Annotated in this window: 19 protein-coding genes; 10 read left to right on the forward strand and 9 right to left on the reverse strand. The window is 61.7% G+C overall.

What is annotated here, in order from left to right; translation table 11 throughout:
* The first annotated feature begins 212 nt into the window (after positions 1-212).
* Positions 213-1,022: a formate dehydrogenase accessory sulfurtransferase FdhD gene (fdhD, locus tag QMX78_RS02530; protein WP_282266284.1), complete on the forward strand. Its 810-nt coding sequence runs from the start codon at positions 213-215 to the stop codon at positions 1,020-1,022.
* Positions 1,023-1,343: 321 nt separating this feature from the next.
* The gene (locus QMX78_RS02535; protein WP_282266235.1) at positions 1,344-3,620 is read left to right on the forward strand and encodes an FdhF/YdeP family oxidoreductase; all 2,277 of its coding nucleotides are present in this window, start codon (positions 1,344-1,346) and stop codon (positions 3,618-3,620) included.
* 83 nt (positions 3,621-3,703) lie between these two features.
* Here the strand turns inward: QMX78_RS02535 and QMX78_RS02540 are convergent, their stop codons facing one another.
* Positions 3,704-5,287, reverse strand: a complete 1,584-nt coding sequence (locus QMX78_RS02540) for an EAL domain-containing protein (protein ID WP_282266236.1) — start codon at positions 5,285-5,287, stop codon at positions 3,704-3,706.
* Positions 5,288-5,575: 288 nt separating this feature from the next.
* On the opposite strand from QMX78_RS02540, the gene QMX78_RS02545 reads away from it, so the two are divergent.
* From QMX78_RS02545 to QMX78_RS02555, 3 genes are all read left to right on the forward strand, one after another.
* Positions 5,576-5,824, forward strand: coding sequence for a hypothetical protein (locus tag QMX78_RS02545; RefSeq protein ID WP_282266237.1), 249 nt, complete (start codon positions 5,576-5,578; stop codon positions 5,822-5,824).
* Between the two features lie 269 nt (positions 5,825-6,093).
* Positions 6,094-7,665 (forward strand): SDR family oxidoreductase, encoded by a 1,572-nt coding sequence (locus QMX78_RS02550; RefSeq protein ID WP_282266238.1) that lies wholly within the window; start codon positions 6,094-6,096, stop codon positions 7,663-7,665.
* A gap of 137 nt (positions 7,666-7,802) precedes the next feature.
* Entirely contained in the window at positions 7,803-8,411 is a 609-nt protein-coding gene (locus tag QMX78_RS02555) for a DNA-3-methyladenine glycosylase (RefSeq protein WP_282266239.1), read from the forward strand.
* A 55-nt stretch (positions 8,412-8,466) separates the two neighbouring features.
* On the opposite strand, the gene QMX78_RS02560 is transcribed toward QMX78_RS02555, so the two are convergent.
* The gene (locus QMX78_RS02560; protein ID WP_282266241.1) at positions 8,467-9,444 is read right to left on the reverse strand and encodes a LysR substrate-binding domain-containing protein; all 978 of its coding nucleotides are present in this window, start codon (positions 9,442-9,444) and stop codon (positions 8,467-8,469) included.
* A 592-nt stretch (positions 9,445-10,036) separates the two neighbouring features.
* Here QMX78_RS02560 and QMX78_RS02565 point away from each other — a divergent pair.
* Positions 10,037-10,672 carry a glutathione binding-like protein gene (locus tag QMX78_RS02565; RefSeq protein WP_282266242.1) on the forward strand — a complete coding sequence of 212 codons (636 nt, stop codon included), beginning with the start codon at positions 10,037-10,039 and terminating at the stop codon, positions 10,670-10,672.
* Positions 10,669-11,736 (forward strand): LLM class oxidoreductase, encoded by a 1,068-nt coding sequence (locus QMX78_RS02570; protein WP_282266243.1) that lies wholly within the window; start codon positions 10,669-10,671, stop codon positions 11,734-11,736. The genes QMX78_RS02565 and QMX78_RS02570 overlap by 4 nt, the downstream gene beginning before the upstream one ends.
* 93 nt (positions 11,737-11,829) lie before the next feature.
* Here the strand turns inward: QMX78_RS02570 and QMX78_RS02575 are convergent, their stop codons facing one another.
* The 3 genes from QMX78_RS02575 to QMX78_RS02585 form a co-directional block, all read right to left on the reverse strand.
* Complete coding sequence (locus tag QMX78_RS02575; protein ID WP_282266245.1) at positions 11,830-13,041, reverse strand: MFS transporter; 1,212 nt, start codon at positions 13,039-13,041, stop codon at positions 11,830-11,832.
* A gap of 230 nt (positions 13,042-13,271) precedes the next feature.
* Positions 13,272-13,766 carry a cupin domain-containing protein gene (locus QMX78_RS02580; protein ID WP_282266247.1) on the reverse strand — a complete coding sequence of 165 codons (495 nt, stop codon included), beginning with the start codon at positions 13,764-13,766 and terminating at the stop codon, positions 13,272-13,274.
* Between the two features lie 259 nt (positions 13,767-14,025).
* Positions 14,026-15,075, reverse strand: a complete 1,050-nt coding sequence (locus tag QMX78_RS02585; protein ID WP_282266249.1) for an NAD(P)-dependent alcohol dehydrogenase — start codon at positions 15,073-15,075, stop codon at positions 14,026-14,028.
* Between the two features lie 124 nt (positions 15,076-15,199).
* Here QMX78_RS02585 and QMX78_RS02590 point away from each other — a divergent pair, with 124 nt between their 5' ends.
* Positions 15,200-16,087: a LysR family transcriptional regulator gene (locus QMX78_RS02590; RefSeq protein ID WP_282266251.1), complete on the forward strand. Its 888-nt coding sequence runs from the start codon at positions 15,200-15,202 to the stop codon at positions 16,085-16,087.
* 130 nt (positions 16,088-16,217) lie between these two features.
* Here the strand turns inward: QMX78_RS02590 and QMX78_RS02595 are convergent, their stop codons facing one another.
* A complete protein-coding gene (locus tag QMX78_RS02595) occupies positions 16,218-16,523 on the reverse strand; it encodes a hypothetical protein (RefSeq protein WP_282266253.1) in 306 nt (101 codons plus the stop codon).
* Positions 16,524-16,795: 272 nt separating this feature from the next.
* Between QMX78_RS02595 and QMX78_RS02600 the strand changes: the two genes are divergently transcribed.
* A complete protein-coding gene (locus tag QMX78_RS02600) occupies positions 16,796-16,972 on the forward strand; it encodes a hypothetical protein (RefSeq protein WP_282266255.1) in 177 nt (58 codons plus the stop codon).
* A gap of 65 nt (positions 16,973-17,037) precedes the next feature.
* Here QMX78_RS02600 and QMX78_RS02605 read toward each other — a convergent pair whose 3' ends face one another.
* On the reverse strand, positions 17,038-17,718 hold the full coding sequence (locus QMX78_RS02605) for a response regulator (protein ID WP_282266259.1): 681 nt from the start codon (positions 17,716-17,718) through the stop codon (positions 17,038-17,040).
* Between QMX78_RS02605 and QMX78_RS02610 the strand changes: the two genes are divergently transcribed.
* Positions 17,717-18,235: a hypothetical protein gene (locus QMX78_RS02610; RefSeq protein WP_282266261.1), complete on the forward strand. Its 519-nt coding sequence runs from the start codon at positions 17,717-17,719 to the stop codon at positions 18,233-18,235. The two genes, QMX78_RS02605 and QMX78_RS02610, sit on opposite strands and share 2 nt — an antisense overlap.
* 40 nt (positions 18,236-18,275) lie before the next feature.
* Here QMX78_RS02610 and QMX78_RS02615 read toward each other — a convergent pair whose 3' ends face one another.
* Together QMX78_RS02615 and QMX78_RS02620 are read right to left on the reverse strand one after the other, a co-directional pair.
* The gene (locus tag QMX78_RS02615; RefSeq protein WP_343239156.1) at positions 18,276-19,127 is read right to left on the reverse strand and encodes an EAL domain-containing protein; all 852 of its coding nucleotides are present in this window, start codon (positions 19,125-19,127) and stop codon (positions 18,276-18,278) included.
* A complete protein-coding gene (locus tag QMX78_RS02620; RefSeq protein ID WP_282266263.1) occupies positions 19,048-19,503 on the reverse strand; it encodes a response regulator in 456 nt (151 codons plus the stop codon). Before QMX78_RS02620 ends, QMX78_RS02615 begins: the two co-directional genes overlap by 80 nt.
* Positions 19,504-19,737 lie beyond the last annotated feature (234 nt).

Consider the following 19,737-nt stretch of genomic DNA (forward strand, 5'->3'; position numbering starts at 1 on the left):
CCAAGATTGCCTTGGCCAGTACCTGATAGGCAACAGACACCATCAAACCCGGCCGATGCGCCTTCCGTTCTGGTGCGCCTGCCTAGGCATTCCCATCACATGCTTGCGCTATTCTTCGACCCAGCAAGCACGCTCCAGAACTCCACATCGCCCAGCCAAGCCGTCAGGTCGCCGCCCGCATGTCCAGAGTCGATCCAACTGCTGCCGACGAAATGCCTCCGGGAGTCGCCGCGAGACGAACACTCCGCTGGTGCAAGGGGGAGCGGAGCACCATCGTCGATAGCGTAGCCGAGGAAGTGCCCGTTGCGATGCATTACAACGGTGTGCCCTTCTCGGTAATGATGGCCACACCGTCAGATCTTGAAGACCTGGCACTCGGCTTCTCGCTGACCGAAGGTCTCATCACCGATGCGGCCGAGTTGATCGAGGTCGAGGTAAGCCCCTGCATCGAAGGCGTCGAACTTCATATGCAGGTGACCAGCACAGCACCTGCTGCCTCCCTGCAAGCCGCTTCTGCCCGTGCATTACCCGGCCGCAGCGGCTGCGGCTTGTGTGGCGCACGACTGCTGGAGGACGTCATGCGCCGGACACCTCCGATCGAGAGGCCCTCGACCTTTCCGCTTGCTTCATTGCGGTTGGCCCTGTCATCGCTTCCCGGAATGCAGCCCATGAACGTGGCTACCGGTTCCACCCATGCCGCGGCCTGGGTGCAGGCGGACGGTCGGATCACGCATGTTCGTGAAGATGTCGGCCGGCACAATGCACTGGACAAGCTGGTTGGCGGTCTGCGACGTGGTTCCGTATCGACCGACGCCGGCCTGGTTCTCATATCGAGCCGGGCCAGTTATGAAATGGTGAGCAAGGCGGCGCACGCTGGCATTGCGGTTGTTACTGCCGTTTCCGCGCCGACGGCACTTGCCATCGACCTGGCGAGCGCGGCCGGTATCTGCCTGATCGGCTTCGCCCGCCGTGACCGATTCAACGTGTACTCACATCCAGAGCGATTGCTTGGATTTGACTAGGGAATGCCGAGGCACAGGAGGCAGCGAACAGACCAATGCCAGAGAAGCCCGTTCTGGAAATCACATGAAGCCAACATTCAGACGCTCAGTGTTGCAGCCATGGCTGGGAGTGCCGCGTTGACCGGGATGAACTCCGGTTGCTACCACCCGGGAGGTCCGCTTGATGGTCACTTCGTCTCGACCTGATTCTGCGTTACTCGCCAAAAGCAGCCTTTCCAGGCCCGCATCGCAAGTGACCAGATCGGATCGTCCTGGCCGGGCCACGGATTCAGGCTGTCCCTCCCCTTCCTTGATGTGCAAATACAAGAGTGAGACATCACCATGAGCGAGAAGGACGTCCCCGGTATTCGCAAATACGATGCTCCGGCAGGCGGCTGGGGGGCGCTGCGGGCAACGGCCAAGGCGATCAGTGATCAGATGGCCGCCCCGGAAGCGGCGATCACGCTGTTCCGGACCAACAAGCCGGAAGGCTTCGATTGCCCCGGCTGCGCGTGGCCTGACCGCAAGCACACCTCGACCTTCCAGTTCTGCGAGAACGGCGCGAAGGCGGTGACCTGGGAAGCCACCAAGAAACGGGTCACACCGGAGTTCTTCGCGGCAAATACCGTTTCTTCGCTTCTGGAAATGACAGATTTCCAGCTGGAGGACCAAGGGCGCCTGACCCATCCCTTGGCGTACAACCCGGAAAAGGACATCTATGAGGCGGTGGAGTGGGATGAGGCGCTCAGCCGGATCGGGCAGATCCTACGCGAACAGCCAGGCCCGAACATGGTCGAGTTCTACACCTCCGGGCGCGCCTCCAACGAGGCTGCTTTCCTCTACCAGATCTTCGCCCGCGAATACGGAACCAACAACTTCCCCGATTGTTCCAACATGTGCCACGAGGCTACGAGTGTGGGCCTGCCGTCGTCGATAGGGATCGGCAAAGGCACCGTCTCGCTGGATGATTTCGACGCCTGCGAGCTGATCATTTCCATCGGGCACAATCCTGGGACCAACCACCCCCGCATGATGGGTACGCTGCACGAGGTTGCACGCCGTGGCGCACCCATCATCGTGCTCAATCCACTGCGCGAACGCGCCCTGGAGCGCTTCGCCGATCCGCAGGACCCGCTGGAGATGGCGACACTCGGGGCAACGGAGATCGCCTCTTCCTATCTGCAGCCGCGAATAGGCGGCGATGCCGCAGCACTGAAAGGCATCATGAAGGCCCTGCTGGAGATGGAGGCGGCCGAGGGCAGAGATGCTGGCATTCTGGACCGCGCGTTCATTGAAGAACACACCCGGGGATTCGAGGCCCTCGCCGAAGACCTGCAGGCGGCGAGCTGGGACGGAATCGTGTCCGAATCAGGCTTGCTTGAGGACGACCTGCGCAAGGTCGCGCAGGCCTATGCCAAATCCAACGCCACCATCATCACCTACGGCATGGGGATTACCCAGCACAGCACGGGCACCAGGAATGTCCAGCAGATTGCCAACCTGCTGCTCCTGCGTGGCAACTTCGGCAAGCCCGGTGCGGGTATCTGTCCATTACGCGGGCATTCCAATGTGCAGGGGGACCGCAGCGTCGGCATCACCGAAAAGCCCAGCGTCGAGATGATCGACCGAATCGAAAAGCGGTTCGGGTTCCGCGCGCCGGGCGAGCATGGCCACGATGCCGTTGCTGCCATGCAGGCCATCATTGAAGGCCGCTCGACCGTACTGATCTGCCTCGGTGGAAATCTGGCGGTGGCGCTACCCGATGGCGACGCCTGTTTCGCTGGCATGCGTAGCCTGGAGATGTCGGTACACGTTGCGACCAAGCTCAATCGTAGTCATCTGCTGGTCTGCAAGAACACTTTCATCCTGCCCTGCCTCGGCCGAACCGAGCTGGACATTCAAGCCACCGGGCCGCAGGCGGTCACCGTGGAAGATTCGATGTCGATGGTGCATGCATCGCGGGGCAAGCTGAAACCTGCCTCCGAGCAGCTGCGTTCGGAACCGGCAATCGTTGCTGGCATCGCCAGCGCAACCCTGCCATCGAGTCGCGTGCAGTGGATGGAAATGGTGGCCGACTATGACCTGATACGCGAAGCCATCGAAGCGGTGTTCCCCGACTTTTCGGACTACAACGCCAGGATCCGGATTCCCGGTGGGTTCCGCCTTCCTTTGCCACCTACCGAACGCATCTGGCGCACCGCATCGGGCAAGGCCGAGTTCCTCCGCTTCCCGGGACTGGCTGAAGACCCGAAACCCGTCGACAACGCAGTACTGAGGCTGGCCACCATCCGCAGCCACGACCAGTACAACACCACGATCTACAGCCTCGATGATCGCTACCGGGGCGTCTTCGGCCGCCGCGATGTCGTGTTCATGAACGAAACAGACATGAGCGAGCGCGGGATCCAGCAAGGGGATCGGATCCGTATCAGGACGGCGCTGGACAACGAGGACGACAGGGTTCTAGAGAACGTCATTGCGGTCAGCTACCAGATTTCCCGTGGCTCGGTAGCGACGTATTACCCGGAAGGGAACTGCCTCATTCCACTGAGCTACATCGACCCTGCCAGTGGCACGCCTTCCTACAAATCGGTGCCGGTGCACATCAGCTTGGCGTAGTCACGCTCCCGCATTCGTGACACGTGATGGTTGAAGACTGTCGGGGCGAGAGGTTTCAGGTGGCGTTGCTTTGTAACGCTGCGTCAGCTCTCTTCAGCCGTGACACCCTTCCCTGCCGCGAAGGCCAGGAATTGGTGGATGGGAAGCGCCTTCGCATAGAGCCAGCCCTGCCCGAACTGCACATCGGAGCGCTTCAGATAGGCTTCCTGCTCCAGTGTCTCGATTCCTTCGGCGATGACGGTCAGCTTCAGGGCATGCGCCATGTTGATGATGTGGTCGGCCACGATGCTCTGCGCAGCATCAGCACCGATGACGCAGGTAAAGGACTTGTCGATCTTGAGCGCGTCCAGCGTGAGGCCTTCCAGCAGGGAGAGGCTTGAATAGCCGGTACCGAAGTCGTCAATGGTGACCCGATAGCCGAGGGAGCGCGCATTGCCGATTACCGCTGCAGCCGCTGCCGCATTGATGAAGCCGCGTTCGGTGATCTCCAGCCAGATCTGCTGCGGCCGCAGTCCTGCTTTCGCCACTGCTGCATTCAACCCATGCAGGAAACGCCCGCTCTCCATTTCGTTGGCAGGTATGTTGATTGAAAGATGAGCATCGGCATGTCCGCGTAGATACTGGCCCATCTCGGCCACACCCATGTCGATCACAAGATCGGTCAGCGGAGAAATGAGGCCAGTGGCCTCCGCCAGCGGAATGAACTGGTCCGGGAATGCTGTCGGCGTACCTGGTCGCTGCCACCTGACCAGCGCTTCGGCACCGATGCACCGTCCATTCGCCAGGTTGATGATGGGCTGGTAATGCACCACGAATTCCCTGTCCCTGATCGCCAACTCCAGCGTCTTCGCCGGCGACAGTTGCTGCCTCGACACCCAGATGATGAGGCCGATCAGTATCAGCGAGATGGCCGCGCCGATGGGTAGCAGGTGACGCCATTCCAAGCCCGCCGTGGCCCCGGTCAACGCGGTGTCAGTCAGCGCAAAGGCGACGAGGCCAGCCACCGGCCTGGAGGAGAATGCGTATTGACCGCCAGTGCCCGGCTGGTTGCCCGCAAGCAGCATCTGGACCACCTGTGGCTGGACGACGCCAGAGGCTTCAAGAACCCGCCCGTCACTACTGGCAACGCCGTACACGACCTGCGTAGTAATCACCAGGTCGGTAAGCCGGCCCGGGGTGATCAGCACCCCGTAATCGCCGCGCCGGACCTCGACCCGGGGCTCCCCCCTGAACAACCTCGGCAACTCGGCATACGAAAGCGTGCTGCCGTCGCCAAGATCCAGGTCCGCATCACCAGCCGGCACCGGCGGCGAGATCACGCCAAGCCGGGTGCATAGCAGTTTTCCGTCCTCGAAATAGCCCAGGTCCTCGATGCTGCGCGCGTCGGCAACCACTTGGCCCATCATTTTCAGGTGCGCGTGCGAGCAGTCGGCGCGATCAATGCTGCCTGCCCGAACAAGTGCGCGCTTGGCGTCATCGAGCGTACGTTCGGTGCGCCTTGCAGTGGATGCAGCGACATCGTCGAGGTGCTGTTGCTGTGTCCCCAGCGCCTGCTCGCGCTGCACCCAGGACACTACGATCAATGGGAGAACACCCGCCGCAATTGCCAGGACGCCGGCGGCGAGCAGTACCGATTTCCTTCTCATGCAGCCCCGCCGTCTCGGCATGCGTCCAATCCAGACAGCGTACCGCAAAGCTGCAGGCCAACGCAGCGTGCTGCATACGGGGTGCAGGCCCGGGCCGCTCAGCTTGCCAATCGCCGCACAAGTGAAGCAGGCCCACATTTTCGGCTACAGCCAGGGAAGGTCCCGAGCTTGCGCGGGCGCTGATGAAACTCGATGCACATGCAGCACAGTGCGTCTGCGTGAGCTGCACCACGCAGACGCCTACTGGCACCTTGGAGCTTGCGGCACTGCTGGGTCGACAATGGATTCCCATGCAGGACAAATCACTGTGTGATGGTCCTGTTTTTGGAATTTTGGCGGGAGCTCCCGCTCGCCTACCTGCCGGTGTCGGCACTGGACCAGACACAGACTGCCGACGACCTGATCCGCCCGGCAGAACAGGTGTTCGGCGAGCTGCAGATGAACGAGCGCAGCAGGATTGCGGAGTGGCACGGGCATTCGCCTATGAATCGGCTCGGGCTGGCACCCACCAAACGTTGGGCCTTCATCTCCTGGGAAACCATTGCCCAAGCTCGCTGAGGTGGTGCATGGCGCTGATGGCCCAGGTCGGCGAGACCGGTCCTTGGCACCGTTCAAGCTGCATCAGCTCCGGTGAGACCGGTCTCCGAAGGCGGCCAGGCAGGCGCTGCAGCCCGGCCATCAACCCGGCATTGGCGCCAAACCCATGATATCTGGGACAATTGCCACCGGCCGGACGCTCCCGGCCCGCTACAGCATGGACCCGCATCGAGGCGGTCATCGCTCTGCTGTCCATTCACGGCTTGCCGCCGCTCTTCCCGGATCGTCATTTGAACGCCATCGATACCCCTGTTGCCTCTGCCCTGCCCCTGGCGGATCGTCTGCGCGACGCGCTGGATCTGCTGGAGGCCATCGACGCGGATCGCGGCGTACTCGATGCGCTGCCTGAAGCCGACCGTGTACGCCTGCACCAGGTCGTTGCCAGGATCTTCCACCCCGAACCCAAGGCACGCCGGCAGATGCTCAAGAAGCAGGCCCGTGAGCGCCACCAGGAAAAGGTGCGCAAGTCAGAGGCGCTGCTTGAACAGACCGGCATCCGCGCCCTGCGTCGCAAGCCGGTGTTCAGCACACCGAACTACTTCCCGCCGCATGCGGCCGGGTTGCACGATGCCAGCAATGGTGAAGGCACTGTCGCCGCCGAGGAGCCTGTGCATTCGCCCGAGCTGCGCCATTGCTACGTGTGCAAGCAGAAGTTCACCCAGCTGCATCACTTCTACGACCAGATGTGCCCGGCCTGCGCCGACCTGAATTACATCAAGCGCACCGAGACCGCCGACCTGCGTGGGCGCGTGGCGTTGCTGACCGGTGGCCGCGTCAAGATCGGCTACCAGGCCGGCCTGAAGCTGCTGCGTGCTGGCGCCGAGCTGATCGTGACCACGCGCTTCCCGCGCGACTCGGCCGCTCGCTATGCCGAAGAACCCGATTTCGCCGTGTGGGGCCACCGCCTGCAGGTGTACGGGCTGGACCTGCGCCACACGCCCAGCGTCGAGGCCTTCTGCAGCGAGTTGTTGGCCACGCGCACGCGCCTGGACTTCATCATCAACAACGCCTGCCAGACCGTGCGTCGTCCGCCGCAGTTCTATGCGCACATGATGGCCGACGAAACCGCTGCCGTGCAGAGCCTGCCGGAAACCATCCGCAAGCTGATCGGCAATTACGAAGGCCTGCGTAGCGCGGACCTGTTGCCGGTCGCGGCGGCCGCGCTGCCGTCGCCGCAAGCTGTCGGTACCGACGGTTTGACCCGCGCTGCCGAGTTGTCGCAGGTGCCGCTGCTGGCTGATGAACTACTGGGCCAGCGCCATCTGTTCCCGGATGGCCGCCTGGACCAGGACCTGCAGCAGGTCGATCTGCGCGACAGCAATTCCTGGCGCCTGCGCATGGCCGAGGTGCCGTCGGTGGAGCTGCTGGAAACCCAGCTGGTCAATGCCATTGCACCGTTCATCATCAATGCCCGCCTGAAGCCGCTGATGCTGGCTACGCCCGAGCGCGACAAGCACATCGTCAACGTGTCGGCGATGGAAGGCCAGTTCTACCGCAACTTCAAGACCACCCGCCATCCGCATACCAACATGGCCAAGGCCGCGTTGAACATGATGACGCGCACCTCGGCGGCCGATTACCAGAACGACGGCATCCACATGAACAGCGTGGATACCGGCTGGGTGACCGACGAAGATCCGGCGGGCCTGGCAGCGCGCAAGGTTCAGGAAGAACGTTTCCACCCGCCGTTGGACATCGTTGATGGCGCCGCACGCATCGTCGACCCGATCATCCACGGCTTCAACACCGGCGAACACGTCTGGGGTCAGTTCCTGAAGGACTATGCGCCTACCGATTGGTGAGGGCGCAGACACTGATTGAAACGATGGTTCTGCCCCGCTGACCGGGTCAGATCCATCGCCGTACAGAAGACGTATGGAACGCGATCCGCCAAGCAGCCTTGCTGGCAGGTGACGGCAGGCACGGCTAGGATCGGCACATGAAGCCTCTTCCTGCAGACTCGATGGTGCTGCCACGCGATTTCTATCGCAGGCATCCCACTGTGGTCGCGCCGGAGCTGCTTAACAAGTTGCTGGTTCACGACGATGGCCGCTGTGCACGCATCGTCGAAGTGGAGGCCTATGCCGGTGGTGATGACCCCGCCGCACATTCGTTCCGCGGCAAAACCGCGCGCAACGCCACCATGTTCGGCCCTGCAGGCCATCTCTATGTCTACTTTACCTATGGCATGCATTGGGGCAGCAACGCGGTCTGTGGAGAGCCCGATCAAGGCGTAGGCGTGCTGCTCAGGGCGGCGCAGCCGCTGCAGGGTTTGGATGTGATGCATGCGCTCAGGCCAGCGGCAAAGCGCACCATCGACCTGGCCAACGGCCCCGGCAAGTTGTCCCAGGCATTTGGATTGAACCGTGCGCATGACGGCGCTGACCTGGTAAGCGGTGATCGCGGCATCCGGATTGTCTCCGATGGAATGCCGCCTCCGCTCGTTCCCGGCCAAGGACCGCGCGTTGGCATATCCAAAGCCGTGGACCTGCCATGGCGATGGTGGGTCGCCGGGAACCCGTATGTCTCTGGAAAAAAGCAGCGCTGAGACGCTCGTGGGGCATGTCCACCGACAGCTTCGGCAAAGATCCTATCCATTCCCGTCAAAGCAGAGCATTCTCTCCTTTGGCCTCGCTTTGCAGCCAGTTGAGGAATGAGGCAATGGCGGGCTTGCCATCCGCCCCCGGAAGGGTCACGGCGTAGTAGGCGAACTCGGTGGGCCACGGCTGATCCAACGCGACCACCAATCGACCACTGGCGACTTCCGTCTGCACGTATACATCGCGCACCAACGCAATTCCCTGCCCCGCCTCGGCAGCGCGGATCAACAACACATCATCATCGAACGCGACGCCTCGCTCGATACGAGGATCGTCCGCCACTCCCAGTGCCTTGTACCAAAGTCGCCAATCACTGCGATCGGAGTCCTGCAGAAGTGGGTACTTGAGGCAATCGATTGGCTTACGGATCGGTTTGCCCTTGGCCAGCAAACCAGGACTCGCTACCGGCAGGAACACCGGCGACGCAAGGTGACGCGAGACCAGGCCCGTGTACTCACCCAGCCCGTGACGAATCGCTATATCGATGCGGTCGCGGCGCAGATCAACCAAGGCCGATGAAGCTTCAACGCGCACCTCGATGTCCGGATGCTTTTCGGTGAAGCGGCCCAGTCTAGGCACCAACCATGACGCAGCAAAACCGGGAACCGTGCTGATCGTCAGTGTCTGCCGCCCGTTGATCGCCTCCAGAACAGCCATGCTGTCCTGGATGGTATCGAAGGCGCGAAGCAAGGCTGGATAGACTTGCGCGCCTGCTGGACTGAGCGCGACACCATGCCGATTGCGGATGAAGAGCGTGACGCCGGTACGGTCACTCAACAGTTTGAGTTGCTGGCTCACTGCACCCGGCGTAACCCCCATGACCTCGGCAGCTGCCTTGAGGCTGCCGTGACGACCGGTCTCCACGAATGCACGCAACGCCAACAACGGTAGGACAGCACCCATTGGTTCAATTTCCCGATCTTTCACGCTTGGAAGTGATGGGTATCTGCTGCGCTTGCGCCCATCAACTCGGGCCAGCATGGATCATTTCTTCAAATGAGGAAAGCTGAATTCATCAATGCACGGCAGCCAGCGATCTGCGGTCTGAATGACAAGCGCTGATCACCCTATGCATTCCTACAATGAACCCCAACGCCCATACCGCCGAGGGGCGTGAGGATAGTGCCCCCTGGCTTTCCGCAATCGCCTAGAAGCCGGCGTGAACAAACATTAGATAATCTGACGTTACCGAGCAGATAAGATCGTTTTCCACGGCTGATGGCGCCCCATAGACTGCAAACATTCCCGGTCGACAGGAGCCCGGCTTCCAACAGCAGGCGATCTGCTTGCACTACCCCGACACGCCATCAAAACCTCGTAGCGCACAGTGACATTGCACTGGCAAGAGAACGGGCAGCGCGAGTTCAAGCACGCCGGTTTCAGATCGAGCGCAACAACTGCGCCCGCCAGTTGCAGGGGGAGCGGGGCAATCGAGCTCAACACCATGCGACCTCTCATGGTGGCCTGCAGCAACACGCAGGCCCAACACCTGCTTCGCACTTTCGCCAGCTGCGCACCGGGTCTCGCCCTAGGTGGGTTCGGTGAACCGCATTCCAAAAAAAAGGATTACTTCATGCCCAGCCCAATACTTCACCTGTATACCGACAGCTCACCAAACGGCTTCAAGACAAGCATTGCGCTGGAAGAGCTCGAACTACCCTACCAGCTGCATCACGTGCGAATAGCCGAAGGCGAGCACCGGCACCCGGACTTCCTGAAACTGCACCCGCACGCGCGCATTCCCGTGCTGGTGGACGAATCCGCTGGCATCACTGTCTTCGAGTCGGCTGCCATCCTGTTGTACCTGGCTGAAAAGAGCGGCCGTCTCCTTCCACGGCATCCCACGGCAAGATGGGAAGCGATCACCTGGCTGATGTTCCATGCCGCCAGCGTTGGCCCGATCCTTGGCCAGCGTGTTCACTTCGAGATGTTTGCCGACGAAGCACTCCCGCTCGCCATTGAACGCTACCGGCGCTTGAGCAACGAGTTCTTCGCGACCCTGGATCAACGTCTGGCTGACCGGCCTTGGCTGGCCGGAGACGAATACTCCATCGCCGACATCGCCGGTTTTGGCTGGACGCATATCGCCCGTGTCATCGACCTGGACTTCAGCGCCTATCCGAACTTGAGCGATTGGCACGCCCGTGTCGCCGAACGACCCGCCGTACAGCGCGGCGTGCTTATCCCCGAACCGGCGACCGGCCCATGATCGAGAACCAGAAAGTGAGCGCACTGAACAACAGCATCGATATGCAAGCAGCGTTCAAGGGTGCATCTGCTCCCGCGTTTGCGCACCACCGTGGTTATCAGCGGATGTTCCGTCAGGACGCGCTGAGTCTTGGCATCTTCCTGCCATTGCGCTTCTATCGGGGTGACATGCGGGTGTTGGCCGGGCAGTCGGAGATGGTTGCTCAACTGGATCGCGCTGGATTTGCTGCAGTCTGGGTACGCGACGTTCCCTTGTTCGATCCTTTGTTCGGCGATGCCGGGCAGGTCTTCGACCCGTTCACCTACCTGGCATTCCTTGCGGCTCACACCGAGCACATTGCCCTGGCCACTGGCAGCGCCATTTTCTCGCTGCGGCACCCCATCGACCTGGCCAAGTCGGCAGCCACCATTGACCAGCTGTCTGGTGGGCGTCTGGTGATGGGTATCGCTTCTGGCGACAGGCCGGTTGAGTTTCCTGCGTATGGCATCGAACCCGCACAACGTGCCGAGCGCTTCGCAGATACGGTCAGCTACGTCCGTGAACTGATGCAACCGGGCACGCTGAACATCAACTCGCCCATGGGGCGTGCGCAAGGCGTTGAGCTGCTGCCCAAGCCGGTGGCCGGTGCGGTGCCACTGTTGGTGACCGGAACCTCGCGGCAGCCGCTGCAATGGGTTGCCGAACATGCCGATGGTTGGCTGACCTACCCGGATGCCACCCACCACGCCGCTGGCCCCAAGCGCCTGGCCGAGAAGATACGCGCGTGGCGCGGATTGATCGGCGATGGCGGCTTCCGCCCGCACGTCACCAACGAGTGGATCGATCTGGTGGAAGACCGCAACCATCCCAGAACGGCTGTCGATGGCGGCTACACCTTGCGCACGGGCCGCAACGGCCTGATCGATCTGCTCGGTGAATGGCAGCGTGCGGGCGTCAACCATGCGGCCCTGGGAATCCAGTTCAGTCAGCGCCCGGCACAGGACGTCCTGCAGGAGCTGTCGGAATACGTGCTTCCACTGTTCCCTTCGCACGACTCGCCGGTACCGCCAGCGATTCGTTGGTAGCCCTGTCATCGAGTTGCCGGGTCAGAGCGACGCTTGCCGGCGTGTCCCGCCAGGCACACATCCTGGCGGGAAGCTCGTTGCAAGGAGGAACACTTACGGCGCGGATCCAGCAGGCAATCGTGAGATCACGACGGAAAGCAGCGCAGCCGATGCAAGTACTGCCGCGCTCATGACGAAGGTGCTCTGGTAGCCACTGTGGTCAAACAACAGCCCTCCAAGCGTAGACCCCAGTGCGATAGCCAACTGGATCACCGCCACCATCAGGCCGCCGCCTGCTTCTGCCTCGCCGGGCAGGGTCTGCGCAATCCAGCTCCACCAGCCCACCGGCGCAGCGGTAGCAAGCAGCCCCCACAACCCAAGCAGCACGGCGACGGCGGTCAGCGAGCGCCCCATCGGTATCAACGCAAGCGCAATCACTGCCATCAGTACCGGTATGAGAATCAGCACCCGATACAGACCTTGCTTGAGTACGCCACCAATCAAGGCAGTGCCGATGAATCCACTCAGGCCAATCCCCAGCAACACCCAGGACAGCGCAGACACGTCGAGCTGCGTCACCGTCTCCAGGAAAGGTCGCACGTAGGTGAACAGTGCGAACTGCCCCATGAAGAATGCCGCGCAGGCCGCCATGCCAAGCGCCACGGCCCTGCGCCTGAGCAGACGAAGCACGCCGCTGGCCGCATCGACGCGCTCAGCCTTCATCGGCGGCAGGCTGCACCACTGCCAAGCCAACGCTATGAGTGCGATCGGAACCAGGCAGAAGAAGGCACTGCGCCAGCCCATCACTGCACCGAGATAGCTGCCCAGCGGCGCCGCAATCACGGTCGCCAATGCGTTGCCGCTGTTGAAGATGGCCAGGGCGCGTGGCACCTGCGCAGCAGGCACCAGCCGCATGGCGGTGGCCGCGGACATCGACCAGAATCCGCCGACAACCACGCCGATAAGTGCGCGCCCGACCAGATAGACAGGGTAGTTTGGTGCCAGTGCCACCACACTGCCAGACACGGCCATCAACCCGGTCAATGCGAGCAGCAAGGTCCTGCGATCAGCGTTGCCTGCCAATCGCGCTATGCACAGGCTGGTCACCACCGCGAACGCACCCGAGATGGCGATGCCCTGCCCCACCAGGCCTTCGCTGACACCCAGATCGGCAGCCATTGGCGTAAGCAGGCTGACAGGCAGGAACTCGGAGGCGATCAAGGCGAACACGCACAAGGTCATGGCGAACACGCCACTCCAGTGAGATGCAGCCTCGTCCAACGCCTCACAGGCACGCACGGGCGTGCCGACGACGGGAGTCGACATAAGAAACCTCTTTACATGATGTTTGTATTGATCAGCAGCGCGGTATTGCCGCGGTGCCGGCACAGAAGCGGACTCGTTGCGTCCACAGCCACGGCGGGAGCATCACCGTGTCGCGAGAACCAACCCCTGTACGCAGCCGGCTACTGCCACGTGGTCACAAGGATGCGTGCAGCCCTCATGCACGCTATGGATCTTCCCCGGCAAGGTGCGAAGACAAGAATGGGGCGAGGCTATTGAGTGGCGAGATACTGCTCATCACTAACCTGCTCCATCCACTCGACATTGCTGCCATCGAGCACGCCGGTGACAGCCAGATGGGTCATGGCCGTTGTCGGCCCGGCACCATGCCAGTGCTTGACGCCCGCCGGGCAGGTGACCACGTCACCCGGATGGATCTGTTGCACCGGCTTGCCCCATTCCTGGGTAAGCCCTACCCCGGACATCACCACCAGACGCTGTCCTGCCGGGTGCGTATGCCAGGCCGAACGCGCGCCAGGCTCGAAGGTAACCCAGGCGCCGGAGGCGGTGAGCGCTGGGTCCGCAGACCACACCGGGTCGATGCGTACGCGCCCGGTGAAATGCTCCGCAGCGCCTGCGAGCGATGGCCGACTGCCGGCTTCCGAAACATGCTGCGTTGTTGAAGCTGCGGATACCGGCACTGCCGTGATCGCGGCCATCGGCACAGCCACCGCAATGAGCCCAAGGCTCTTCAGTGAGTCCTGCATAGGTGTTCCTTGAAAGACCGGCCCCGCCAAGGCTTTGGACGGTCGGGAAGCGCCCAGCAACCATCAGGACGATGGGCTGGCTGGATTCCATGGAAGATACGGGCGCCCTGAGCTGATCCGCTTGATCAGCACTACCTGCCGGGCGACATGGCATGGCGGCAACAGCAGTGAAAGCCGCAAGCAGGCCATGCGGCGCCTTCACTGCAGCGCTGGCCGTCAGGGCCAACGCTGCAGGCAACTATCGACTCGGCAAGCCGCCTCAGTCGCCCATGGTGGCGTTGTCGATCACGAAGCGGTACTTGATGTCGCCCTTGAGCATGCGCTCGTAGGCTTCGTTGATCTCCTCGGCACGGATCAACTCGATATCCGCCACGATCTGGTGCTTCGCGCAGAAATCCAGCATCTCCTGGGTTTCCGGAATGCCACCAATCATCGAACCGGCCAGGGTGCGGCGCTTGGTAATCATGTTGAACACATTCGGCGACGGGTGTGGCGTCGCCGGCGCCCCCACCAGCACCATCGCGCCGTCACGCTTGAGCAGTGCCAGGAAAGCATCCAGGTCGTGCGGCGCGGCAACCGTATTGACGATCAGGTCGAAGCGCTTGCCCTGCGCTGCCATCGCTGCAGCGTCACGCGACACCACCACTTCATCCGCACCCAGCGCCAGAGCGGCCTCGCGCTTGGACTCGGACGTGGTGAAGGCGATTACGTGTGCGCCCATTGCATGGGCCAGCTTGATGCCCATATGGCCCAGACCGCCGATGCCGACCACGCCCACCGTCTTGCCAGGGCCTGCATTCCAGTGCTTGAGCGGCGAATAGGTGGTGATGCCGGCGCACAGCAGGGGCGCGACCGCAGCCAGCTGGTCTTCGGAGTGGCCAATACGCAGGACATAGCGCTCATGAACCACGATTTCCTGCGAATAGCCGCCCAGCGTCCAACCCGGCGCATCCGCGGTAGCACCGTTGTAGGTGCCGACCATGCCATCACAATAATTTTCCAGCCCGGCATCGCAGTCTTCGCACTGCTTGCAGCTGTCGACGATGCAGCCGATACCCACCAGATCGCCGGGCTTGAAGCCACTCACGTGCGCGCCGACAGCAGCAACCCGGCCGACGATTTCATGGCCAGGTACGCAGGGGAACTGCGTACCCGCCCATTCGGCACGCACCTGATGCAGGTCGGAGTGGCAGATGCCGCAATAGGCGATGTCGATCTGCACATCGTGCGGCCCGGGCGCGCGGCGGCTGATGTCCATCGACTCCAGCGGCTTGTCGGCGGCATAGGCGCCATAGGCTTTGACAGACATGGGAACTCCGGCGGTGTTTGGGGAAGTTGGCCATTGTCCACCGCCGTGACTCGGCTGATAAGGTAATCAATGCTTCTAGCCACTATTAGCTTAACTAATCAATCAACCGTGCCACACTGCAGCCATGGCACGACGCAACCTCAATGATCTACTGGCCTTCGTCACCGTCGCGCGTGAAGGCAATTTCACCCGCGCGGGTGCGCTGCTGGGCGTCTCGCAGTCCGCGCTCAGCCAGGCCATCAAGGCACTGGAAGAGCGGCTGCAGATCCGTCTGCTCACCCGCACCACCCGCAGCGTCTCGCCCACTCCGGCAGGTGAGCGCCTGTTGCTGGCCATTGGCAACCGCTTCGACGAGATCGAAGCGGAGCTGGACGCACTCACCGAGCTGCGCGACAAGCCGGCCGGCTCGCTGCGCCTGACCTGCGGTGATCATTCGCTGCAGACCATCCTGCTCCCCAAGCTGTTGCCGTTGATGCACCGCTATCCCGACATCCGCATCGAGTTCGACGTCAGCTACGCGCTGCGCGACATCGTCGCCGACCGCTTCGATGCCGGCGTGCGGCTGGGCGAAAGCATCGACAAGGACATGATCGCCCTGCCGATCAGTCCCAAGGTGCGCATGGCCGCAGCCGCCTCACCGGCCTACTTCGAGAAACATCCGATCCCGAAGGTTCCTGCAGACCTGACCCAGCACAACTGCATCAACATCCGCTTCGCTACGTCGGGCGGCATGTACGTCTGGGAATTTGAGCGCAACGGCAGGCAGGTGAACGTGCGTGTGGAAAGCCAGGCGGTATTCAACACCTCGCCGCCGATGGTGCAGGCGGCGCTGGATGGTCTTGGTATCACCTTCCTGCCGGAGGAAGAGTTCGGCGATCACATCGAGCAAGGCAGGCTGGTGCGCGTGCTGCAGAACTGGTGCCCGCCCTTCCCCGGCTATCACCTGTACTACCCCAGCCGCCGCCAGCATTCGGCTGCGTTCGCACTGGTGGTGGATGCGCTGCGGATCTGAGGCCTGCAGTTGTGAAGCAACTGTTCAGCCAGGCTGCCACAATGCAGCACCAGCAATGGCCAGTGCATCCGCTGGCTGCGTTGCGCGGGACATCAGCCCGAGCGCAGCGCGATACTGCCGCGTACCAGAATTACTTGAAAAGCTGGCTTCCTTTGCTGTGATGCCGGCGTACGAGTTCTTCCAGGTAGATATCCAGCGCGCCTCGCGCGTCCTCGGAGGTGTCCTTGTGCTTCAAGGCCCAACTCAGTCGATCCATCAGCACCGGGTCGCGGCAGTCACCCAGGCTGCTTTCGTCCCATTGCCGGGCTTTGCGATAGCGTTTGGCGCGCTCAGCCTGCGATAGCGGCGTATCGTAGAGTCGCGGCCGACCTCGTCGCTTTGCAGGGGGAGCAGCTACAGCCGCGGGGTCATCCACAGCGCTGTGATCATCAGCCATTGTCGTTTCTCTATCAGAATGCGCCCAATAATAAAGTGGCACATCACTTCGTGTGCAGGAATCCCTGAAATAGGCTTCAGCCGCGGCGCGATCGGAAGCCACTGGATCCGAGAACCACCCAGCAACCAAAAGGCAAGATCAGGCCCCATTCTTGGGACAGGTCCTATGGCCGCACCGGAGCGCTTATCACACCATGAGCAGATTCTTGTGCGATGCCAGATAGGTGTCGCATGTGTATTTTGCTTTGGAGCTGCGGCTGGGAACATACAAAGATGGACAAGAAAACCGCAGACGTCAGACGGCTGCTTATCGATTTCGCCCGCCTATCCAACCTCCAGAAGAATCTGTTTTTGGAGACACTCAACCTTTTCATGTACGCCTCGCCACAACGCAGGCGCAAGATCATGCTGCGGTGGGAGTCGGGAAAAGCGGGACTGGATGCGGATTGATCACGCCCGCATCAAAGCAGAAAGGCGCACGGACTCGACATCATGGCGCATAGGATTCCGCCCGTTCAAGATGTGGCTGGTGTGCCGCCTGAAGAGGTCACCAGTCCATTCTCCATGGCATAGCGCAACAGATCGACATCCTTCTCGATGGACAGCTTCTCCATCGCACTGGCCTTCTGCGTGCTGATGGTCTTCTTGCTGCGATGCAGGCGTTCGGCAATCTCATTGACTGTGAGGCCAGAAGCATACAGCCGCACCACTTCCGATTCGCGGATGCTCAACACGCCCGCTGGATTGCGGCTGCGCCGGTTGAGCTCGATCCCCTGCACCACCTTGTCGATGGTGGGTGAGTAATACTTGCCCCCGCTTTGGGCTGCGTGAACCGCTGGTACCAGGTGCGTCAACGCATCCGACTTGCTGACGATGCACGCCACCCCCTGGGTAAGCAGCGTATGCAACACCGCCGGGTTATCAAGCATCGTGAGCACCACCAGCCTCACCTGCGGGTAACGCCGGGCAATCATGCCGAACAAGGCGATCCCATCGCCAAAGTCGCCTGCCGGCATCGCGTAGTCCGAGATCACCACGTCGCATGCCACGCTGCCCAACAGCGCCATGAGCTCAGTTGAATCGGCAGCGGTCCCGACAAGGTCGAGGGTAGTAACTGATGACAGTTCGTACTTCACCCCTGCGATCATGCCCGGATGATCGTCGGCCAAGACCACTCTGATCTTGAAACCACTCATGACAAAGCTCTCCGTGAAGTGCGCTGGCAGCTGGCCAATCCAGGCTGAGGGGGCATCCCCTGCCCTGCGAGGCACATCGGGACAGAATTTATGTCACATCACACACAAAGACAAAGACTTCTGCGTAAAAAAGCAGGGCATTCATCGAACAAGAACCTGGCAGCTCATCGCCAAGCCTCAGGCTTTCTCCAAATACGGGAAAAACCTTATAACAATTGAAGTACACAGCGACACCAGCAACCGCCGTCGCAGCCATGCGCCCCATCTCGTCCCGCAGCTCCAGGAAAGCAGCACAAACTACCAACCAGCGGTGACGCTTGCCGAGTATTCCGCATCTTGCATATCCACATGGCGCAGGCTTTCGGTCCGAACCCGAACAATCGCGAACCAGCCCCCCATCAATGCCTTGACCCCGCCAACGCTGGCCATCGTCCTGCGTACGCCCCAGGCCGCCAGCCCCGGCCTTGAAGCAAGCGGGCCGGCCAAGCAGCCGGCCGGGACTGGTCCAGTTCCTTGAATGGCAGGTCTTGGCTTCGCACTCAACCTCGGCTGGCGCATCAACCGGTTCTCATCCCCAGACCGGCCAAGTTCTGCTGTGCGATGTACTTCACATACTCGGCCTTGGGCATCGCTCGACTGTGCAGGTAGCCTTGGGTGTTGTGGCAGCCCAGACTGCGAACCATATCCAGATCCATATAGGTCTCGACACCTTCAACAACGACAGTGGCGACCATCTGTCTCGCCATTGCAATCGTACTGGCAAGCAGGCAGCGGGCATGGGCATGTGCACGGGCTTCCACCAGCATGCTGCGGTTGATCTTCAACTCGTTGAACGGCACCTGCAGCAGCCGGTCGAGTGAAGAGTCGCCGCTGCCAAAGTCGTCAATGGCGCAGTTGAAACCCCGGAGCCGCAGCTGGGCGACAGCACCAGCCAGTGCCGGGTTGCACAGTTCGCCACCGTCCTCGGTGATCTCGATCACTACGCGGCCCGGGTCAACCCCTGCGTGGTAGGCATGGTCCGCTACGGATTGCGCCCAGTGCACGCCGGTTGCAACGCGTGCGGGAACATTGACTGCCATCAAGAGCGTTGATTCCCTCTCTTCAGCCGCAATGCAGTCGAACGCACAGGACAACATGTAGTCCGTGAGGGACTCCAGCAGCCCTTCGCGCTCGATTGCCGGAAGGAACTCAGCCGGCGCCAGCACAGAACCATCAGGCCGATGCCAACGTGCCAGCACCTCGGCACCGCGCAACACACCCGTGGTGGCGCAGTGCTGAGGCTGGAAGTACGCCTGGATTTGCTGACCCAGCAACGCTCCACGCAACTCCTCACGTGAAAACCTCTGCCCACCAGGCTTGCCCCCCCCCCAAGCTTTCGTCCGCTGCTGCCCGTTCGGCGGACGCAGCAACGATATTGCGGATCTGCTCCGCCTTCAGCGGTTTGCGCAATGCTGCAACCACAGTGAAGCCGAGATGCGACGCATACGCCGATGCGGCGTTCAGAATCCGGCTGGGCTGGCTGCTGATGATCGCCAGGCGCGCATTGCGGCAGCGTTCGGCCAGCAGGTCGATCACCTGTAGGCCAGTGAGACCGGTGAGACCGGTGAGGCCGGTGAGATCCAGATCAAGGATCACCAGATCCCAGCTACGATCTCGCAACGCCGTCACTGCACGGGCCCCGTCCAGCACTGAAGTCACTTCGGACACCCCTGATTGACGCAGCATCTTGACCATCGGAAGATGCTGCAGTTCATTGCCGTCAACCACCAGCGCGTTCTGGATCATCCGAGTCTCCGGTGGTGGCGACACAAATTGTGCGAGAGCGTTCATGGGTGTTGTCTCCACGCCAAGAGCGGCGGTATCAGGGAAGGGGCTGCTTTCAATGCCGCCATTGTTCCAGCGCAGTAATCACGCCTACATCGGTCTAGTCCGAATATTTGTCCTGTCCCTCTCAATGAACGCAGTGAAACCGGGCTTTTCAGCCCATCAGCGGGCAGCAGCCAAACCTGAGTGGAATCT

Origin of the sequence: Stenotrophomonas sp. PS02298 (genome assembly GCF_029959445.1) — a bacterium.
Taxonomy (GTDB): domain Bacteria; phylum Pseudomonadota; class Gammaproteobacteria; order Xanthomonadales; family Xanthomonadaceae; genus Stenotrophomonas.

What these genes read in the sequence shown, in the direction of transcription:
- fdhD (WP_282266284.1), top strand. Translation starts at nt 213, where the DNA reads ATGCCTCCGGGAGTCGCCGCGAGACGAACACTCCGCTGGTGCAAGGGG.
- QMX78_RS02535 (WP_282266235.1), top strand. Translation starts at nt 1,344, where the DNA reads ATGAGCGAGAAGGACGTCCCCGGTATTCGCAAATACGATGCTCCGGCA.
- QMX78_RS02540 (WP_282266236.1), bottom strand. Translation starts at nt 5,287, where the DNA reads ATGCCGAGACGGCGGGGCTGCATGAGAAGGAAATCGGTACTGCTCGCC.
- QMX78_RS02555 (WP_282266239.1), top strand. Translation starts at nt 7,803, where the DNA reads ATGAAGCCTCTTCCTGCAGACTCGATGGTGCTGCCACGCGATTTCTAT.
- QMX78_RS02560 (WP_282266241.1), bottom strand. Translation starts at nt 9,444, where the DNA reads ATGCTGGCCCGAGTTGATGGGCGCAAGCGCAGCAGATACCCATCACTT.
- QMX78_RS02565 (WP_282266242.1), top strand. Translation starts at nt 10,037, where the DNA reads ATGCCCAGCCCAATACTTCACCTGTATACCGACAGCTCACCAAACGGC.
- QMX78_RS02570 (WP_282266243.1), top strand. Translation starts at nt 10,669, where the DNA reads ATGATCGAGAACCAGAAAGTGAGCGCACTGAACAACAGCATCGATATG.
- QMX78_RS02575 (WP_282266245.1), bottom strand. Translation starts at nt 13,041, where the DNA reads ATGTCGACTCCCGTCGTCGGCACGCCCGTGCGTGCCTGTGAGGCGTTG.
- QMX78_RS02580 (WP_282266247.1), bottom strand. Translation starts at nt 13,766, where the DNA reads ATGCAGGACTCACTGAAGAGCCTTGGGCTCATTGCGGTGGCTGTGCCG.
- QMX78_RS02585 (WP_282266249.1), bottom strand. Translation starts at nt 15,075, where the DNA reads ATGTCTGTCAAAGCCTATGGCGCCTATGCCGCCGACAAGCCGCTGGAG.
- QMX78_RS02590 (WP_282266251.1), top strand. Translation starts at nt 15,200, where the DNA reads ATGGCACGACGCAACCTCAATGATCTACTGGCCTTCGTCACCGTCGCG.
- QMX78_RS02595 (WP_282266253.1), bottom strand. Translation starts at nt 16,523, where the DNA reads ATGGCTGATGATCACAGCGCTGTGGATGACCCCGCGGCTGTAGCTGCT.
- QMX78_RS02600 (WP_282266255.1), top strand. Translation starts at nt 16,796, where the DNA reads ATGGACAAGAAAACCGCAGACGTCAGACGGCTGCTTATCGATTTCGCC.
- QMX78_RS02610 (WP_282266261.1), top strand. Translation starts at nt 17,717, where the DNA reads ATGACAAAGCTCTCCGTGAAGTGCGCTGGCAGCTGGCCAATCCAGGCT.
- QMX78_RS02605 (WP_282266259.1), bottom strand. Translation starts at nt 17,718, where the DNA reads ATGAGTGGTTTCAAGATCAGAGTGGTCTTGGCCGACGATCATCCGGGC.
- QMX78_RS02620 (WP_282266263.1), bottom strand. Translation starts at nt 19,503, where the DNA reads ATGATCCAGAACGCGCTGGTGGTTGACGGCAATGAACTGCAGCATCTT.